The 18026-nt window shown below is 52.1% G+C and carries 17 protein-coding genes; 11 read left to right on the top strand and 6 right to left on the bottom strand.

The features are described from left to right. Positions 1-94 precede the first annotated feature (94 nt). Positions 95-1447, bottom strand: coding sequence for an MFS transporter (locus ATL17_RS13595; protein WP_133573370.1), 1353 nt, complete (start codon positions 1445-1447; stop codon positions 95-97). Then, complete coding sequence (locus ATL17_RS13590) at positions 1447-6204, bottom strand: NAD-glutamate dehydrogenase (protein WP_133573369.1); 4758 nt, start codon at positions 6202-6204, stop codon at positions 1447-1449. Before ATL17_RS13590 ends, ATL17_RS13595 begins: the two co-directional genes overlap by 1 nt. Positions 6205-6427: 223 nt before the next feature. Between ATL17_RS13590 and leuC the strand changes: the two genes are divergently transcribed. Then, positions 6428-7831, top strand: coding sequence for a 3-isopropylmalate dehydratase large subunit (leuC, locus tag ATL17_RS13585; protein WP_133573368.1), 1404 nt, complete (start codon positions 6428-6430; stop codon positions 7829-7831). 54 nt (positions 7832-7885) lie between these two features. Here leuC and ATL17_RS13580 read toward each other — a convergent pair whose 3' ends face one another. The 3 genes from ATL17_RS13580 to deoD all read right to left on the bottom strand — a co-directional run bounded on the left by ATL17_RS13580 (position 7886) and on the right by deoD (position 10859). Continuing rightward, the gene (locus ATL17_RS13580) at positions 7886-8668 is read right to left on the bottom strand and encodes a COG3904 family protein (RefSeq protein ID WP_133573367.1); all 783 of its coding nucleotides are present in this window, start codon (positions 8666-8668) and stop codon (positions 7886-7888) included. 3 nt (positions 8669-8671) lie between these two features. Next, on the bottom strand, positions 8672-10024 hold the full coding sequence (locus tag ATL17_RS13575; RefSeq protein ID WP_133573366.1) for a hypothetical protein: 1353 nt from the start codon (positions 10022-10024) through the stop codon (positions 8672-8674). 124 nt (positions 10025-10148) lie between these two features. After that, complete coding sequence (gene deoD, locus ATL17_RS13570) at positions 10149-10859, bottom strand: purine-nucleoside phosphorylase (RefSeq protein WP_133573365.1); 711 nt, start codon at positions 10857-10859, stop codon at positions 10149-10151. A 137-nt stretch (positions 10860-10996) separates the two neighbouring features. On the opposite strand from deoD, the gene leuD reads away from it, so the two are divergent. The 7 genes from leuD to ATL17_RS13535 all read left to right on the top strand — a co-directional run bounded on the left by leuD (position 10997) and on the right by ATL17_RS13535 (position 16065). Further along, a complete protein-coding gene (gene leuD / locus ATL17_RS13565) occupies positions 10997-11605 on the top strand; it encodes a 3-isopropylmalate dehydratase small subunit (RefSeq protein WP_133573364.1) in 609 nt (202 codons plus the stop codon). Between the two features lie 3 nt (positions 11606-11608). Further along, on the top strand, positions 11609-12004 hold the full coding sequence (locus ATL17_RS13560) for a RidA family protein (RefSeq protein ID WP_133573363.1): 396 nt from the start codon (positions 11609-11611) through the stop codon (positions 12002-12004). Between the two features lie 54 nt (positions 12005-12058). Beyond that, positions 12059-12469, top strand: a complete 411-nt coding sequence (locus ATL17_RS13555) for a hypothetical protein (RefSeq protein WP_133573362.1) — start codon at positions 12059-12061, stop codon at positions 12467-12469. Positions 12470-12545: 76 nt separating this feature from the next. Further along, positions 12546-12983, top strand: a complete 438-nt coding sequence (locus tag ATL17_RS13550) for a hypothetical protein (protein ID WP_133573361.1) — start codon at positions 12546-12548, stop codon at positions 12981-12983. 96 nt (positions 12984-13079) lie between these two features. Further along, entirely contained in the window at positions 13080-14174 is a 1095-nt protein-coding gene (gene leuB, locus ATL17_RS13545) for a 3-isopropylmalate dehydrogenase (protein WP_133573360.1), read from the top strand. Positions 14175-14515: 341 nt separating this feature from the next. Continuing rightward, positions 14516-15553, top strand: coding sequence for an aspartate-semialdehyde dehydrogenase (locus tag ATL17_RS13540; RefSeq protein WP_133573359.1), 1038 nt, complete (start codon positions 14516-14518; stop codon positions 15551-15553). 74 nt (positions 15554-15627) lie between these two features. Next, entirely contained in the window at positions 15628-16065 is a 438-nt protein-coding gene (locus ATL17_RS13535; protein WP_133573358.1) for a GNAT family N-acetyltransferase, read from the top strand. 8 nt (positions 16066-16073) lie between these two features. Here ATL17_RS13535 and ATL17_RS13530 read toward each other — a convergent pair whose 3' ends face one another. Continuing rightward, entirely contained in the window at positions 16074-16718 is a 645-nt protein-coding gene (locus ATL17_RS13530; protein WP_133573357.1) for a carbonic anhydrase, read from the bottom strand. Between the two features lie 148 nt (positions 16719-16866). On the opposite strand from ATL17_RS13530, the gene ATL17_RS13525 reads away from it, so the two are divergent. The 3 genes from ATL17_RS13525 to sdhD all read left to right on the top strand — a co-directional run bounded on the left by ATL17_RS13525 (position 16867) and on the right by sdhD (position 18024). Then, a complete protein-coding gene (locus tag ATL17_RS13525; RefSeq protein WP_133573356.1) occupies positions 16867-17076 on the top strand; it encodes a DUF1737 domain-containing protein in 210 nt (69 codons plus the stop codon). 174 nt (positions 17077-17250) lie between these two features. Continuing rightward, positions 17251-17625 (top strand): succinate dehydrogenase, cytochrome b556 subunit, encoded by a 375-nt coding sequence (sdhC, locus tag ATL17_RS13520; protein WP_133573355.1) that lies wholly within the window; start codon positions 17251-17253, stop codon positions 17623-17625. Positions 17626-17643: 18 nt separating this feature from the next. Continuing rightward, positions 17644-18024 carry a succinate dehydrogenase, hydrophobic membrane anchor protein gene (gene sdhD / locus ATL17_RS13515; RefSeq protein ID WP_133573354.1) on the top strand — a complete coding sequence of 127 codons (381 nt, stop codon included), beginning with the start codon at positions 17644-17646 and terminating at the stop codon, positions 18022-18024. Positions 18025-18026 lie beyond the last annotated feature (2 nt).

Here is an 18026-nt window from a genome sequence, read left to right as displayed (position 1 = left end):
CCCCGGCACCCCCGCCGATTGGTGCCTTGATTTTATGCTGTGCAGGGTGCCGGAATACCCTCTCACGTCATTGCCGGACGGTGAGACAAAAAATCTATTTCTTTGTCACGAACAGCAATCCGAACGCCCCCAGCGCAAACAGCACGATGATTGGGGTTATGCCGATTTGTTGGGATTGGCTCCAGCTGGTCATCAGGCCGACGCTAAGCGGGGCGATGAAGCTGGTGGCGCGGCCGGTTAGGGCGAAGAGGCCGAAAGCTTCGGCCACTTCTTCTTTTGGCACTTGCCGCACCAGCAGTGTGCGCGATGCGGCTTGAACCGAACCGCCTGCGGCACCAATGATTGCGCCAGCAATATAGAAGATGATCAGAGGTAGCGTACTTTCTGCCTCAAGCGGGATCACAAACAGGGCATATTGCTGGGTTGTTGAGACAACAATCAGGCACGCCAAAATCAGCAGGATGCAGCAAATGGTAACCACAGCTTTTGGGCCGAAATTGCGATCAGCAAAGGCACCGATGGTGGCGCCGATGGCACCTGCCAATGCTGCAATAATGCCGAAGACGCCAATTTGAATGATGGATAGGCCCAACACGCCGCCTGCATAAATGCCGCCAAAGGCGTAAAGCCCGTTTAGGCCATCGCGGTAAAACATGGAGGACAGCAGATAGGCGAAATAGCTTTTGCGCTGGGGGAGGCTTTTTAGGGTTGTGACCAGTTTGCGCAGGCCTTGTTGAACCGCATTTTTGGTGCGCTCAATTTTCGGCGTATCTGGTGTGAACAAAAATAGCGGGATGATGAAGATCAAATACCAAAGCGCGGTGAAGGGGCCTGACGCACGGTCACCTTCATGAAGGGTTGGGTCTAGCCCAAAGATGGGGTCGAGGCCGATGAGGGTTTTGCCCGTTTCAGCGGAGGCCGACATCATGGTGAGCATAATGATCAGCGTCAGAATGCCGCCAACATAGCCCAAGGCCCAACCAAAGCCAGAGAGCAGGCCCAAATCTTCATCCTTTACCAGATTGGGCATCATGGCATTGTTGAAGATGGTGGCAAATTCAAAGCCAATAATGGCGAGGAATACGCCGACGACGGCGAACAGGACGCCATTTTCTGTGCCGGGGGCTGCAAAGTACATCAGCACTGAGCCGAGCACGGCAAAGATGGAAAAGAAGGCGATATAGGGTTTGCGCGGGCCTGTTGTATCAGACATGGCGCCCAAAATCGGGGCGAGAATGGCGATAACAAAACCGCCGATGCCAATGGCATAGCCCCACATGGCCTGGCCATCTACAGCGTTTGGGCTGAGATAGGCGGCGAAATAGGGGGCGAAAATAAAGGTTAGAATAAGCGTATGGAAGGGCTGTGCCGCAAAGTCGAACAGCATCCAAGAAAATTGCCCGGCGCGATGATGCGCCGGGCTTGAAATTGCGGGTGAGCTGCTCATCAATTGCCCTTTGCCAAATCAGACAAAAGACCCGCTGCCACCGAGAGCTTGGACACGCCCAAGGTGCTGTCGGTGATGTTTTCCACCATCTCGCGGGTGCGCGAAATATCAGCAGAGCGGGCATTGTTCCAATCGGCAAAGGCCTTTTTGACATCATTGGCATCAAAGGCCAGCACGTCCAACGTGATGTCGCGCTGGGCGCGGATCAGGTTGGTCATGGCCCGGTCAAGCGCCATCCGGTCATAATAATCATGTACCTCGATGGTGTTGACCTGCTCTGTGATGCGGCCCAGCTTGAAGTTTTCTAAGATGGCGAAATAGGCGCGGGCAGCGTTTTCAACGCTTGTTTCTGCCCTTTCCGCAATCAGCACAATCTCGGTGGCCAAAGTGAGGGCAGAAAGCTGCGCCACCCGCTTGGCCAAGGTTTGCGGTGCACCGCCTTTCACAAAGCTTGCGGTTTGCTCTTCAACACTTTGCTTGATGAAGGCTGGCAAAATTTCGTCCAACATGCCGCGAATTGTGTTGATGCCCGTGCCGTAACGTTCGACCACTTTTGAAATGCCGTCATCAAAATTGACATTTCGGATGAACCAAGCGGATTGCTGCAACAACAATGAGCGCAACTCATCATAAAGGGCCAATTGAGTTTGGCCGGACATTTTATTGTCCAACTCATCAATGGCGGCATTCATATCGGTTAGGCCGAAACTATCGCGGGCAGCCGCATAGGCAGCGGCCACTTGCGCCGGATCGGCACCAGTGGAAGATGCAATGCGGTGCACAAAATCTGGCCCGCCCCGGTTGATCATGGCATTTGATAGCACCGTGGCAATCACCTCGCGCCGCAAGCGGTGGTTGGTGATCGTGTCCGGATAAGTTGCTGTCAATTGTTCTGGGAAGTAACGGAACAGTTCTTTGCCCAAATATGGATCGTCCGGCACGTCAGATTCCAGCAATTTGGCGTAAAGCGTGTTTTTGGCATAGGCCAAAATCACCGCCAATTCCGGACGGGTCATCCCGCGATTATGGGTTTCGCGTTCCATCAAATCCACATGCTTGGGCAAATATTCAACCTTGCGGTTCAACTGGCCCGCAGCTTCAAGCGATTTGATGAAGTCTGCATGGTACGGCAAATCAGCCACATTGCGCCGTTCGGCCAGAGAGATGGCCAAGGTTTGCAAATAGTTGTTGCGCAAGCACAATTCAGCAACTTCATCGGTCATTTCGGCTAAGAAGCTGTTGCGCTGTGGCATATCCATTTGCCCATCGCGTACCAAGCTGCCCAAAGCAATTTTGATGTTCACTTCCAAGTCAGACGAATTCACGCCGGCAGAGTTGTCAATCGCATCAGTGTTGATGCGGCCGCCATGCTGGGCAAACTCAACACGACCCAATTGGGTCGTGCCCAAATTGGCGCCTTCGCCGATCACTTTGGCGCCCACTTCACTGCCCGTGATGCGGATTGCGTCATTGGCGCGGTCGCCCACGTCGGCATTGCTTTCAGTTGAGGCGCGGACATAGGTGCCGATGCCGCCGAACCACAATAGATCGGCCTTAGATTTCAAAATGGCCAACATCAATTCATTGGGGCTCAGCTGGTCTTGCTCAATGCCAAGCGCAGCTTTTGCTTCTGGTGAAATTGTGATGGATTTTGAAGATCGCGGATAAATACCGCCACCAGCTGAGAGCTTGGTTTGGTCATAATCCTGCCAAGAGGACCGGCCCATTTCAAACAAGCGCTTCCGCTCTTCGAAAGAGGAGGCTGGATCTGGATTCGGATCGATAAAGATGTCGCGGTGATCGAATGCGGCAACCAATTTGGTTTGGCGTGACAAAAGCATGCCATTGCCGAACACGTCGCCGGACATATCGCCCACGCCAACAGCGGTGAACGGAACTGACTGAATGTCATGATCCATCTCGCGGAAGTGGCGTTTCACCGCTTCCCAGCCACCCCGGGCCGTGATGCCCATTTTTTTATGGTCATAACCCACAGAGCCGCCAGAGGCGAAAGCGTCGCCGAGCCAGAAATTGCGCTCGTCAGAAATGGCGTTGGCGGTGTCGGAGAAGGTTGCGGTGCCTTTATCGGCAGCCACCACCAAATAGGGATCATCGCCATCCAACCGGTTTACATTTTCCGGTGGAATGATTTCGTCCATATCCAGATTGTCGGTGATGTCGAGCAATGAGCCGATAAAGATTTTATAGCTGGCAGTGCCTTCGGCCATAAATTCTTCTCGCGTTGGGTTGGCTGGCATTTGCTTTGGCACAAAGCCGCCCTTCGCGCCCACAGGCACGATCACCGCGTTTTTCACCATTTGCGCTTTGACCAAGCCCAACACTTCGGTGCGGAAATCTTCAGGTCGATCTGACCAGCGCAAGCCGCCCCGGGCAATCATGCCGCCCCGCAAATGCACGCCTTCAACCCGTGGGCTATAGACGAAGATTTCGCGGAATGGACGTGGATCGGGCAGGCCTTTGACTTTGGATGCGTCAAATTTGATGGCCAGGGCCGGACGCCGTTGTCCGTTCGGGCGTTGGAAGAAGTTGGTGCGCAAGCTCGAATCGACCAAGTTCACGAAGCGGCGGAAGATGGTGTCATCATCCAAGCTGGTGATTTGATCTAGCGTCTGCTTGATGGTTTCGCGGGCATTTTGCTCAACAAGTTGCGCATCGCCGTTGAAGTTCGGGTTGTGGCGCGCGTGGAACAGATCAACAATCGCTTTTGCCGTCAGCGGATGCTTGGACAAAGTTTCCCACATATAGCGTTGGGAATAGGTGATGTCGGCCTGTTTCAAATAGCGCGATAGGGCGCGGATGATGGCGATATTGTCCCATGACATGGCCGCGAAGAGCGCCAGACGGTTATAGCCATCATTTTCAGCTTCTTTGTACCAAACGGCTTTGATTGCGCGTTCAATCACATCAGAGATTTCGGTGAGATCACCTTCGAAATCTTCAACCTTGAGGGTCATATCGTGGAGCACACGTTCTTCTTCCCCTTCGGGCGAAACCGTATAGGTCCGTTCATTAACCACGCTAAAGCCGAAATTCTCCAGCAGTGGCACCCGCGCACTCAATGGAATGGCGGTTGAGCGATGATAAAGCTTGAGCGAATAGGCATTTTCGCGGCGGGCATGTTTGTCCAACCGCACACCGATTTTGATGTCATCATCAAGTTGTTTGAAATGCTCAATATCCACCAATGCTTCTTCGTGGGCATATTTTTCCTGATAGGCATTGGTGAAGGCATTCACATAGCTGGCGATTGACCGTGGGTCTTTCACCAAAGAGGCCAACCAATCCCCATAGGAACGGGTGAGGTTGGTGATGTGCTCTTCCAACTCGTCCCGATCTGGCTGCGGTGTTTTCCCGCCATTGCGGCCAAGAATGAAGTGAACGGAAGCCAACTCACCTTCTGGGAAATTTGGATAAAAGGCAGAAACCCGGGCATCATATTTTTCGGCCAGATATTCGCCCACTTGCTTACGGATATGCGAGTTATATTTATCCCGCGCCATAAACAGCAGCACCGACACGAAGTTGTCGAACGGATCTATACGCGGCAGCACCCGCACGCGCGGCCGGTCTGCCAACTCTGAAATGGTGGTGGCAAACTCATAGAGCAGCTTTTCGTCGATCTGGAACAATTCCTCGCGCGGATAATTGTCCAAAGCGTTCATCAAGGCTTTGCCGGAGTGGGAATTTGGAGAATGTCCAGAGCGTTGCATGACATGCATCACCTTGCGGCGCAAAAGCGGCACAGAGGTGTGTGGCGTGGCCAAGGACATGGATGTGAACAGGCCCAAAATCCGAAGTTCGCCGGATAGATTGCCCTGCTCGTCAAACAATTTAACGCCCACATAATCCATGTGCACACGGCGGTGCACGACAGATTTGATGTTGGCTTTGGTGACCATTAGCGGCTCTGATTTTTGCAAGAACGCCACGTGCTGATCTGTCATTTCCACATAGTCTGAACCGTGACGTAGGAAATATAGGTCAGGGTCTTTCAAAATGCCCAAGCCACTTTCGGGCAAGGGTTCCAAATGCGGGGTGCCGTTCTGGTCCTGCAACCGATATTCGCGCATGCCCAAAAAGGTGAAATTATGGTCTGCCAGCCAGCCCAAAAAGTGCATGCTTTCTGCCAGCACCGCTTCGTCAATCCGTGGAGGATTGTCGCGATAGCGGCGCACGGTTTCACCCAGCTTTTCCAACATGGGGCGCCAGCCATTCACCGCGTGGCGCACCTGCACCAAGGCATTGTCGAGCTCTTCCACCAGCACTTGCTGGTTGTTGGCGCTCAGGCCTGGGCGATAATGCACATGCAATAGGCTTTCTTTTTGCACGCCTTCTTCGAATTTTTCGAGCACTTCGATGCCATGCTCGGTTTTGCGCACGGGCAAAATCGGGTGGGCAAACAGAATAATATCCGCACCGGATGCGCGAATGGCGGCAAGGCCACTATCGACAATGAAGGGCATATCTTCATTAAACGCATCAACAATGTGGTCATTGTGGGCATCTTCAGGTGCCCAATTGGAGATGTGATGTTGGTGGGCGCTGCGTTGACCTAATTGATCATAGGCTCTTTTGGCAGCGTCGAGCAGTTCGGACAAATCCTTGTTCTTCAAATCGCTGTCGTCGATGGAGTTCACCAGATGGCCAAGAAAGTTCAAAAAACTTTGATCGGTGAGACTTTTGGATTGTGCAAGTTCGATGAGCTGAGACTTGTAAGCGCTCGTGGCCTGCGCCATTTTGGGTATCCCCTTTTTGATTTTAATTATGTTGAGTTTAAACAGGGATAGTAAAGAAAGTCAGTAGTCTTTTTGGGTGGGTTCCACGTTAAATTTGCACGCCAATTTCATACCTTTGGCCCATGTCTGGTGGACGAATATGCCCTGATCGTGACTTGACCGCGCTTTGCGCTGGTTTTAGAACGACTTTAATCAGGCAATTTTGAATGAAAGACTGCATAAAATGGGCAATCCACGTACGCTTTATGACAAGATTTGGGACGATCACTTGGTGACCAATAATGAAGATGGCACAAGCCTTCTTTATATTGATCGTCACCTTGTGCATGAGGTGACAAGTCCACAAGCGTTTGAAGGCCTGCGTTTGGCTGGCCGCAAAGTGCGGGCGCCGCAGCGCACATTGGCCGTGGTTGACCACAATGTGCCGACAACCGATCGCTCGCAGGGCATTGATGATCCAGACAGCAAATTGCAAGTGGAAACATTGGCGAAGAATGCTGCGGATTTCGACGTTGAATATTTCAACGAGTTGGATAAGCGCCAAGGCGTTGTGCACATTGTTGGCCCAGAGCAAGGCTTCACCCTGCCGGGCATGACCATTGTGTGCGGCGATAGCCACACCTCAACCCATGGTGCATTTGGCGCATTGGCGCACGGTATCGGCACATCAGAAGTTGAGCATGTGTTGGCAACGCAAACATTGATCCAGTCTAAAGCTAAAAATATGCGCGTTACTGTGAATGGCAAATTGCCAAAAGGCGTGACCGCGAAAGATATTGTTTTGGCGATTATCGGCGAGATCGGCACAGCGGGCGGCACAGGCCATGTGATCGAATATGCGGGCGAAGCCATTCAAGAGCTTTCTATGGAAGGCCGGATGACCGTCTGTAACATGTCAATCGAAGCGGGTGCGCGCGCTGGCTTGATTGCACCAGACCAAAAGACTTTCGATTATATTGAAGGCCGCCCACGGGCGCCAAAAGGCGAAGCCTTTGAAATGGCGAAAGCCTATTGGAGCACATTGCACACGGATGAAGGCGCAAAGTTTGACAAGGAAATCACCCTTGATGCATCTGACTTGCCACCAATCGTGACTTGGGGCTCTAGCCCAGAAGATGTGGTTTCGGTCAATGGCGTGGTGCCAAATCCTGACGATATTGAAAATGAAAACACACGCGCTTCAAAATGGCGGGCGTTGGAATATATGGGCCTGAAGCCAGGCACTAAAATCACTGACATTACGATTGATCGCGTGTTTATCGGGTCTTGCACCAATGGCCGGATCGAAGATTTCCGGGCAGCCGCAGAAGTGCTGAAAGGCAAGAAAGTTGCAGATGGCGTGAATGTGATGATCGTGCCGGGTTCTGGCTTGGTGAAAGCGCAGGCGGAAGAAGAAGGTTTGGACAAAATCTTCATTGAAGCGGGTTGCGAATGGCGTGAGCCGGGCTGCTCCATGTGCTTGGCGATGAATGCGGATAAGTTGAAGCCGGGCGAGCGCTGTGCCTCAACGTCAAACCGTAACTTTGAAGGCCGTCAGGGCTTTAAAGGCCGGACACACCTTGTGTCACCGTCTATGGCGGCAGCTGCTGCAGTAGCAGGTCGTTTTGTGGATGTGCGCGATATCTAAGCGTGTCGCTTCGGCAAAGAATTCTTGGAAGCCCCTTGCATTTGCGAGGGGCTTTTATTTTGAGATGAGTGTGGCCAATTTGTAGGATTTGGCTTCCTCTGTGGTGAAGTAGTAAAGCCGCTGAGGCGGTGTTTCGAGGGCGTGCACCCACATCGCGCCATCCACCCCCATATCGACCAAATGCTTGGTGATCCGCGCGGTGATGGATTGGGCATCTGACATGGCTTGCGCCGGGTTGCGATTGGCGTTCGGATCGTTGGCAGGGACGTAGATTTGATGGACGCCGACATTGGCGCGTTGGTGCATATCGCGCTTTACCCCCGCGGCAAAGATGAGCGGGCAGGAGGAGGCGCAGTAGCCACCTGCAGGCACACGCACATTAAGGTCAAGTTCGCGCACCAATTTGGCCAAGGCCAAAGCATCATCAACGGACCCGCCAGGGGAGTTGATTTCAACCCATTCTACATATTCAGCCATGCGTGTGAGTTCAGGCTCTAGCCGGGCGAATGAGCCAACATCAATAGCACCTTGAAGCGAGAGCAATTTGCCGGATTCCAATGTGGCGGTCAGCGGCTGTTGCAGCGTCTCGCGTGGGAGTTCCACGCGCTCATTGGGGGCAAATTGCGGATCGTTCGGGTTGATTTCAGGCCGATCAACCGAAGGCAAAATGGGCGTGTCGCCTTGCTGCGGATTGTAGGGCGCGTCAGATTGCTGACTGTAAAGCTGATCAAAATCGAGCCACAGAATGATTGCTGTGGCGAACAACAGCACGAAGAAGACCACCCGCATTAAGCGGCCATCGTCAAGCCAAATTCGCGTCTTGGTGCTGGTGCTCATAAGTTATTTCTTATTGTCGCGCAGGGGCGTGATGTTGTCGTCACGTGGTTCTGTGTCAGTTGGCTCGTCTTTAGATGCATCCTCTTTGGCTGCGGTGGGCTTTTCATCGTCAGGCAGCTTTTCTTTCGCGGCATGCTCGATGGCTTTTTGGACCTGCTCAGGTGGCAGATCGGCATTCATGTCGCGGAACAGGGCCACGGCGCGCATCATTTCAGCGGCGGTGATTTTATCTGCCACGTCCAAGGTGCGGGCTTCACGACGGGAAGCGGAATGCACCACCGAAAGGATCAAGACCAATACCATCGGCAGCAAGTCGATGGAGATGGCGCCCGCCCATGATGGCAGGAAGTCGCGGGCATAAAGCAACACGGCTTCTGGCGTTGAGAGTGGCACAAAGCGGCGCGTGGGTACGGCGGGTTGATTGAGAATATCCTGCGCCGCCGTTTGCAGCGCTTTAGACTGTGCCGCCACGGCGTCCATAATTGAGCGCATCACCCGATCTTGACGATTGGCCAGATCTTGGGTGCCGCCATCGGCTACAGGTGCGATAAAGCCTAATGACAAGTCTTCTGCTGCGCGGTCAACTGAAGCGGCGATAGATGTTTCCTGCAAGGAGGCGATGACCCCGGTGAGGGCCAGCGCTTCAGCGGCGAACTGATCGGCACGGGGCTGCACTTCGCCATCGCCAGAAACAAGCGCACGCATATTGGCCAAATGTTGTGAGCCCTGCTCAAACTGGGTGGCTACGGTTTCGCGCGATGCGATGATGGAAGCGCCAACTTCATCCAATTGCTGTGACATTTGAGTGAGCAATTGCACTACGGAGCCCGAACCTGAGGTGCCGGTGAGCGCGCCGGACTGGCGTTCATCATCCGCAAGGCGGGAAAAGCGAACCGACGCGCGCTGCACATCTGGCAATAGGCTTTGAGCGGATAGGGCATTGCCGTGGGCTTTGTCGAGATCGGCCACATAATCTTCAAGGGTAACGGCCAAATGCTGTTCAAGCGCAGCGGAACCTGCTAAGGCGGCGGCGTTGAGCCATGAAGACATGGCCACAATCATCAAACTGCCCAGCCCCATCACGGCGATCAATGCGCCGCGGCGCGCACTGTCGCGCATAAGCGGCAAAAAGCGCATCATATAGGTCCAGAAGGCGTAAATACCCACGGACACAGCGGCGGAATAAATGATGGCGGCGAAGAACACCATATCGGCAGAGCCATCAATGAGGCTGCGCACGCCAAGATAGGTGTAGACCCCGCTGGCCAGTGCCAGCGTGGCCAGTGCAAACCGCGTCATCATTTCAAGTGACTTAACGCCCTCTTTCAGGCGTGCCGCATTATTATGGTCGAGCATCAAAAAGCCTTTAATTTCCCTGTTGGCTCATTAGAACGGGAAAATCGCGGCCATAAAAGGGCAAAGTCTGCAAAAGTTAAGACGCGGTTAATGCAGTTGACCAGCGCCTAAGCGCTGGCCGCACTTATATCGATGCCGCTAGGTCGAGCGACAGGGTAGCCATATCTTCCAGCGAGCTTTGACGGGCGTCTGCGTCGATTTCGTCGCCGGTGATCAGGCAATCTGTCATGGTGCAGATGGCGATGGCTTTGCGGTTATATTTTGCGGCCAAGGTGTAAAGCGCGGCGGCTTCCATTTCCACGGCCAAGATGTCGTGATCGAGCAAAGGCTGATAACCTTTGGCGCCGCCCTCAACATAAAATACGTCAGATGAGACGATGCCGCCTGCGTGGAACTTCATCTCGCGAGTGTCGGCAAGGTCTGCCGCTTTGCGCAACAGGTCAAAATCGGCGTGGGGCGCATAATGATAGCGGCCGAAGGTGCCCACATTCATAGCGCTATCGGTGGAGGCGGCAACGCCCAGCACCACATCGCGCACTTTGACCTTTTTGTTCAACCCGCCACAGGTGCCGATGCGGATAAAGTTTTTTGCGCCATAAATATTGATCAATTCATGCACATAAATGGCGAGGGAAGGTTGGCCCATGCCTGTGGCCTGCACAGAGACTTTTTTGCCCTTATAAGTGCCCGTATAGCCTAAGCAATTGCGGACGGAATTGACGAGCTTTGCATCTTCCAAAAATGTTTCTGCCACCCATTTTGCGCGTAGCGGATCGCCCGGTAGCAGCACGGTTTCAGCATAGGCATCTTTGGGGGCATGGTTATGAGGCGTCATGATTTTTCCTATTGGTCAAAATATCTGCGCGTATCTAGCCATTTTTTACGATCAAATTCAACGTTGAGGCGCAAGTGCGACTTGACGCGCTTTTGAGGCTGGGGCATTTGAAGGGGAACGAAAGGATATTGCGACACATGGATAAGTTCACAACATTGACCGGGGTTGCTGCCCCATTGCCGTTGATCAATATCGATACAGATATGATTATCCCGAAACAATATCTCAAAACCATCAAGCGCACGGGCCTTGGCGTGGCCGCTTTTGCCGAGATGCGCTATGAAGAAGATGGCAAAACTGAAAAGCCAGATTTTGTGCTGAACAAGCCCGCCTATCGCAATGCGTCGATTTTGGTGGCAGGCGACAATTTTGGCTGTGGCTCCAGCCGTGAGCACGCTCCATGGGCGCTGAAAGATTTTGGCATTCGCTGCATCATCTCCACCAGCTTTGCAGATATTTTCTATAATAACTGCTTTAAAAACGGCATTTTGCCGATCGTGGTGACCGAAGAGCAGTTGAAAGAATTGTTGGACGACGCGTCTCGCGGGTCAAACGCGACATTGACTGTGGACTTGGAAGCGCAAACCATTCAGGGGCCGGATGGCGGCACGGTTGAGTTTGAGATCGATCCATCACGCAAAAATGCGTTGCTGCAAGGTTTGGACGATGTTGGCCTGACCATGGAAAAGGGCGAAGCCATTTCAACCTTTGAAGATAAGGTTTCAGAAGAGCGGCCTTGGATCTAATCCATGGGTGTAACGCGCATCTCCACAGGTTCTCCATTTGAGAAAAAGGCTGGCTATTCACGGGCAATTGTGGATGGCGACATGGTTTATGTGTCGGGGACGACTGGCTATGATTATGCGACCATGCAAATGCCAGAGGATGTGCAGGCACAGGCTGAAAACTGCTTTTTGACGATTGAAAAAGCGCTGAAAGAAGCGGGCGCATCGCTGAACGATGTGGTGCGCGCGCATTACTACATCACCGACGCCGATTATGCCGAGGCGGTGTTTGAAGTGACCGGTAAATATTTTGCCGGGGTGCGGCCAGCCGCTACAATGGTGGTGTGCGGCTTGATTAAGCCTGAAATGAAAGTGGAAATTGAAGTCACAGCGCGAATTGCCGCAGGTGCCCCTTCTTGACCTTCCCCCAAGTGGAAGCCGCTTTATGATCGCTCCATAATTTGGAGCGATGAGATGTTTTCTTTTTCAAAAGACGCAATTTATTTTGGCATTGGGGTGATGGTGGCCTTTTTGGTCGCTCTGCACCTGATTTTTCCGCAATATCCGCTGCAAGTCGCTGCTGGGGCCTTGATGGTGATCGGCCTTGTGTACCCGGTTTTGCTGTTGAGCCATCGCCATGATGCGCAGCAGCAACGTGATGAGTTTCTGGCGGCGTTGGTGACCTATGGGTTGGCAGTGGCCGGGCTGTTGATTTGGCCTTGGGCTGTGCCGATTGGTCTGGGCGCGCACGCGGTTTGGGATTTCATCAAGCACAATACCGGGCGTGGCGCCAAGGTGGTGAGCTGGTATCCGCCCATGTGCATTGTGGTCGATCTATTGGCCGCGGCCTATGTGATCATATTGCTGGTCACCGGTTGGATTTAGCCTGCGTCAAAACACCTCTCGCCAAAATCAAAGCATTCAGCTAAGTTCCATACGTTGGCGTATGGTGGGGAATGAAATGCTTTATTTATTGGCCGGATTGGCGGATTTGATTTTGGCACTGTTGCATGTGCTTGTAGCGGTGCTTGGCGGTGAAGCTTATATCTTTTTGCGGGCTGGCAAGGTGATGGCGGCGGCAGATGTTGCGGGGGAGATATGGCCAGCACTTTTAACGCTTGTGATTGCCGCGGTCTTTCTAGCGTGGAGCCTGATCTGTTTGTGGGCGGCCTTCAAGGATAATTATGGCAAGGCCGTGCGTGTGCTGGTGGCTCTGATTGGTGGCGTTTTTGTGTTGCGCGGATCGGCATTATTTTTCCAGTTTTTCGGGCTCACTTTGTTTTCGGATGGAGAAAGTCCGGTCTTTCGCGACTTTGCCTTTTCCACGCTCGCCTTGGTGATCGGTGCGCTGCATCTTTATGCTGCGATGAGAAACCAGCGTATGATCGCCTCATCCTAAAGTTGCGGCAGGACGCATTCTGGCTGCAACGCCTTGCTATTTGCGCTTGAGAGCGCTAGCAAAGCGGCAGTTTCTATTCAAATTCAGGATGTGATTATGGCACAAAATCATCTTTTGCTGTTGCCCGGCGATGGAATTGGCACTGAAATTATGGCTGAGGTGGAAAAGCTTATTGCGCACCTGAAGGAAAAAGGCCTTGCCGATTTCTCTTATGATACCGGACTTGTGGGCGGTTGCGCCTATGACGCGCATGGCCAGGCCATTTCCGAAGAAGATATGGAAAAAGCGCTGAAGGCGGATGCGGTGATTTTTGGTGCTGTGGGCGGCCCAAAATGGGATGATGTGCCTTACGACGTACGCCCGGAAGCTGGCCTGCTGCGGTTGCGTAAAGATTTGGGCCTGTTCGCCAACTTGCGTCCAGCCATTTGCTATAGCGCTTTGGCGGATGCGTCTTCTTTGAAAAAAGAGCTGGTTGAAGGCCTCGATATTCTGATCGTGCGTGAGCTGACCGGCGGTGTGTATTTTGGCGAGCCAAAAGAAATAATCGATTTGGGCGATGGCCAAAAACGCGGCATCGACACCCAAGTTTATGACACTTATGAAATCGACCGGATTGCCCGTGTGGCATTTGATTTGGCCCGTACTCGTGACAATCGCGTGCATTCGTCTGAAAAACGCAATGTGATGAAATCTGGTGTGTTGTGGCACGAGGTGGTGACCGAAGTGCACAAAGATTATGCCGACGTGAAGTTGGATCACATCTTGGCTGACAATTGCGCCATGCAATTGGTGCGCAATCCAAAGCAATTTGATGTGATTGTGACCGACAATTTGTTCGGTGACATCTTGTCTGACGCGGCGGCAATGTTGACCGGCTCATTGGGCATGTTGCCTTCCGCCTCTTTGGGAGCGCCAGATGCAAACACAGGCAAGCGCAAAGCGCTTTATGAGCCAGTACATGGCTCTGCGCCGGATATTGCGGGCCAAGGTATGGCGAATCCAATCGCGATGTTGGCCAGCTTTGCTATGGCATTGCGCTATTCATTTGAAATGATTGAATTGGCCGACAAGCTTGAGGGTGCAATCTCATCTGTTTTGGATGAAGGCTTGCGCACAGGCGACATTATGCAAGATGGCTGCAAAAAGGTTTCTACCGCCGAAATGGGCGATGCGATTATCGCTAAGATTTAATCGGCTTTTTGGGAACAAAATGCCTCGCGTTGCGTTGTTGGCGCGAGGTAACTGGATGAAATAATATTTCGGCAAGCTTTATTGACTAATCTCGGTAATGAGATACAACAACGACGCTTGTTTAATTAACTCGGCTAACGCGACAATCATGATGCACTTGATGCACACAACTATGATGACTGTTAAAACCATGTCTCTTTCCAGAGATGTGGCGCTTGGCGTTGGCAAGATGACCGAGAAGAAAACCACCAAAACCTGCTAAGTTTCCCTGAGCGCCCCCGCCAGGGGGACGATCCGGCTAACGTAACGTCAAAAGCGGGGGTGAGACAGGAAAAATCAAGATGGGTTATAAGGTTGCAATTGTTGGCGCAACGGGGAATGTTGGCCAAGAAATGTTGGGCATTCTGGCTGAGCGCGGTTTTCCCGCTGATGAGGTTATTGCATTGGCCTCTTCACGCTCAATTGGTCGCGAAGTTTCGTTTGGCGACAAGACGCTGAAATGTAAAGACCTTGAAACATTCGATTTCACTGGTGTTGATTTTTGCTTGATGTCTGCCGGATCAGACATTTCCAAAAAATGGGCAGAAAAAATCGGCAAAACCGGTTGTATCGTGATCGATAACTCATCTTGCTGGCGCTACCACCAAGATGTGCCTTTGATCGTGCCGGAAGTGAACCCGCATCATCTTGAAGCCTATATGGCGCAAGAAGAGCGCATGAACATTATTGCGAACCCAAACTGTTCAACTGCACAGTTGGTTGTGGCGCTGAAGCCTTTGCATGATCATGCGAAAATCAAGCGGATTGTGGTTGCCACTTACCAGTCTGTTTCTGGTTCTGGCAAAGCGGCGATGGATGAGCTTTGGAACCAAACCAAAGGCATTTTTGTCACTGACATTCCTGAGCCTGAAGTTTATCCAAAACAGATTGCTTTCAATGCGATCCCGCACATCGATGTGTTCATGGAAGATGGGTACACCAAGGAAGAGTGGAAAGTTTTGGCTGAGACCAAAAAGATGCTCGACCCGAAAATCAAAGTGACTTGTACGGCAGTGCGTGTGCCTGTGTTTATCAGCCACTCTGAAGCGGTGAACATTGAGTTTGAAAATGAAATCACACCAGATGAAGCGCGCGATATTTTGCGTGAAGCGCCTGGCATTATGGTGGTCGATAAGCGCGAAGATGGCGGCTATATCACCCCCGTTGATGCGGCTGGTGAGGACGCCACTTTTGTGTCGCGTATCCGCGAAGATGCGACCGTGGAAAACGGCCTCAATATGTGGGTGGTTTCAGACAATTTGCGCAAAGGCGCTGCGCTAAACACAGTGCAAATTGCTGAGGCAATCATCAATCGCGGCCTTTTGAAAAAAGTCGCGTAACTCTTCACCATTTTAATGGTAATGTTGGCACCCGCCGGATTTGATCTGGCGGGTGTTTTGTTTGAGGTGCAGCTATGGTTCAAATCCGCAAGGCCGTTGAAAAAGATTTGCCGCGTTTGGTGGAGATTTTCCGCGTGTCGCGGCAGCAGCTTTTGCCCTTTTTGCCGATCCTTTATACGCGCGAACAGGACTTTGCCCATCTGAAAGATTTGATGGGGCGCGGCGAAGTTTATGCCGGTGTTTTGGCGGAGAAGCTTGTTGGCTTTTTGGTGCGGATTGATCATTGGGTGGCGCACCTTTATGTGCACCCTGATATGATTGCCCAAGGTGTTGGCCAAGCACTGTTGGACCATGCAAAGACTAAGAGTTCTAAGCTGGAGCTGTGGTGTTTTGAAGAAAACCAACGCGCCCGCGCCTTTTATGAGGCGCAGGGCTTTAAATTGGTGCGGACCACCGAGGGCGACAATGAAGAAGGCTTGCCGGATCGGCTTTATCGCTGGGTGCGTGACTAGATTTTTGCCTAGTTTTCGGCGCGGCTGAAATCGCCTGTTTCGCCATTCATGACCCACAATTCAGCCGTGGAAATATCGAACCATGCGCCATGTAGATTAACAGCGCCGTCTTTTTCCATCTGCTTGATGTAAGGAAACTCGCGCAAATTTTGCACAGAGCGGCGAATGGAAACGCGCTCGAGTGCGTTTTGACGTTCAGCCGGGGTCATCACTTGATCTGTTGCCGCCACTTGCTCTGCCACGGGGGCGAGCATGCTCATCCATTTGCCAATAAAATCGCCATCATCCAGTTTGGCGCCATCGGTGGAAAGCGCGGCCTGAATGCCACCGCAGCGGCCATGACCCATCACCACAATATCTTTAACGCCCAAGCCTTTTACCGCAAATTCAATGGCGGCTGAGGTGGAATGGTGATTGCCATCTGGCGCGTAGGGTGGCACCAAATTGGCCACATTGCGCACAACAAAAAGCTCGCCCGGGCCTGCAGAAAAAATGGTTTCCGGTGCGGCGCGGCTGTCGCAACATGCAATGATCAGTACGGTTGGTTTTTGGCCCTTTTCCGCGAGCTCTTTATATTTCTCGCGCTCATTGATCAGCGCCGAGGAGGTGAATTCTTTATATCCCTTAATGAGTCGCTCTGGAAAATTTGCCATCAGTCTCTTTCATCTCATTGCCCTGCGCTCAATTTATTGATTGCGAGGGTCAAAACAAGCATAAAAATCGCTAAACAGTTTGTTTAAATTCAAAAACCATGTGATCAATCGGCCAGATTGATCAATTGACCCAAAGAAAGATGCCAAAATGGATGTTTATCGTTTTCTCAGCGCTGATGATGATTCCAGCTTCTGCCATAAGGTGACCAAGGCTTTGAGCGAAGGTTGGGTGCTTTATGGCGAGCCAAAATATTGCTTTGATCAAGCCGCAGGCAAAATGCGGTGTGGCCAAGCCGTGATCAAGCCAGTGGCTGACCAGCCTTATGACCCGGACAAGAAATTAACGGATTATGAGTAACTGTTGCTTCAAATGAGAGCTTGATTTACGCTTTACCTATAGGTAAGCGTTGGTATCCGACTTAAGGTGGAGATGGTTTTCTTTGACGAATTGACGGTCAAAGGGTAATCATTGGCCACACTAGACCAATGGCCGTTTGCACGGCGAGGGCAAATAGAAGGGGCATTTGACGCCATGGCTGAACCCAACAGACCCTTATCTCCACATATTCTTATTTATAAGCAAGAAATCACCATGGTGATGTCGATCGTGCATCGGATCACTGGGGTGGGGCTTTATACCGGCACCGCCTTTTTGGTGTGGTGGTTGGCCGCTGCTGCCATCAGTGACGGCGCTTTTGCTGTTGCACAGGGCTTTTTTGGCCACTGGTTCGGCAAGCTGATCCTGATCGGTTACACTTGGGCCTTGTTCCACCACTTGCTGGGCGGCTTGCGCCACTTTGTTTGGGACCTTGGCAAAGGTTATGGGCCTGAGCGATACACCATGGCCTGGGCAACCATTGGTGGTTCTGTCGTTCTCACGGGCATTGTTTGGCTATTTTTGATTTAGCGCTTTGGGGGGCTAAAAATGAGTTTTCGCACACCTTTATCACGGGTGACCGGGCTTGGGTCTGCCAAAAGCGGCACTGAGCATTTCTGGAACCAGCGCATGACGGCTTTGGCCAATGTGCCGCTGATGTTGTTTTCTGTTTGGCTGGTGATCACACTAGTAGGCGCGGACCGCGCCCAGATGGTGGCCACATTCGCCAATCCCTTTATCACTGGCTTTGCCATTTTGACGATTTTGTCAGCCGCGATTCATATGCGCTTGGGGCTGCAAGTGGTGATTGAAGATTATGTGCACACCGAAAGCACCAAATGGCTGTTGTTGATGCTCAACAGCTTTTTCGCCTTTGGTGTGGCGATTATCGCCACTGTGTCTCTATTGAAATTGAGTTTTGGAGGATAAGC

It is taken from the genome of Maritalea mobilis (assembly GCF_004363175.1).
GTDB classification, from domain to species: Bacteria; Pseudomonadota; Alphaproteobacteria; order Rhizobiales; family Devosiaceae; genus Maritalea; species Maritalea mobilis.
Note: the sequence above shows the minus strand (reverse complement) of the source record. Positions and strands in the feature narration are given on the sequence as shown.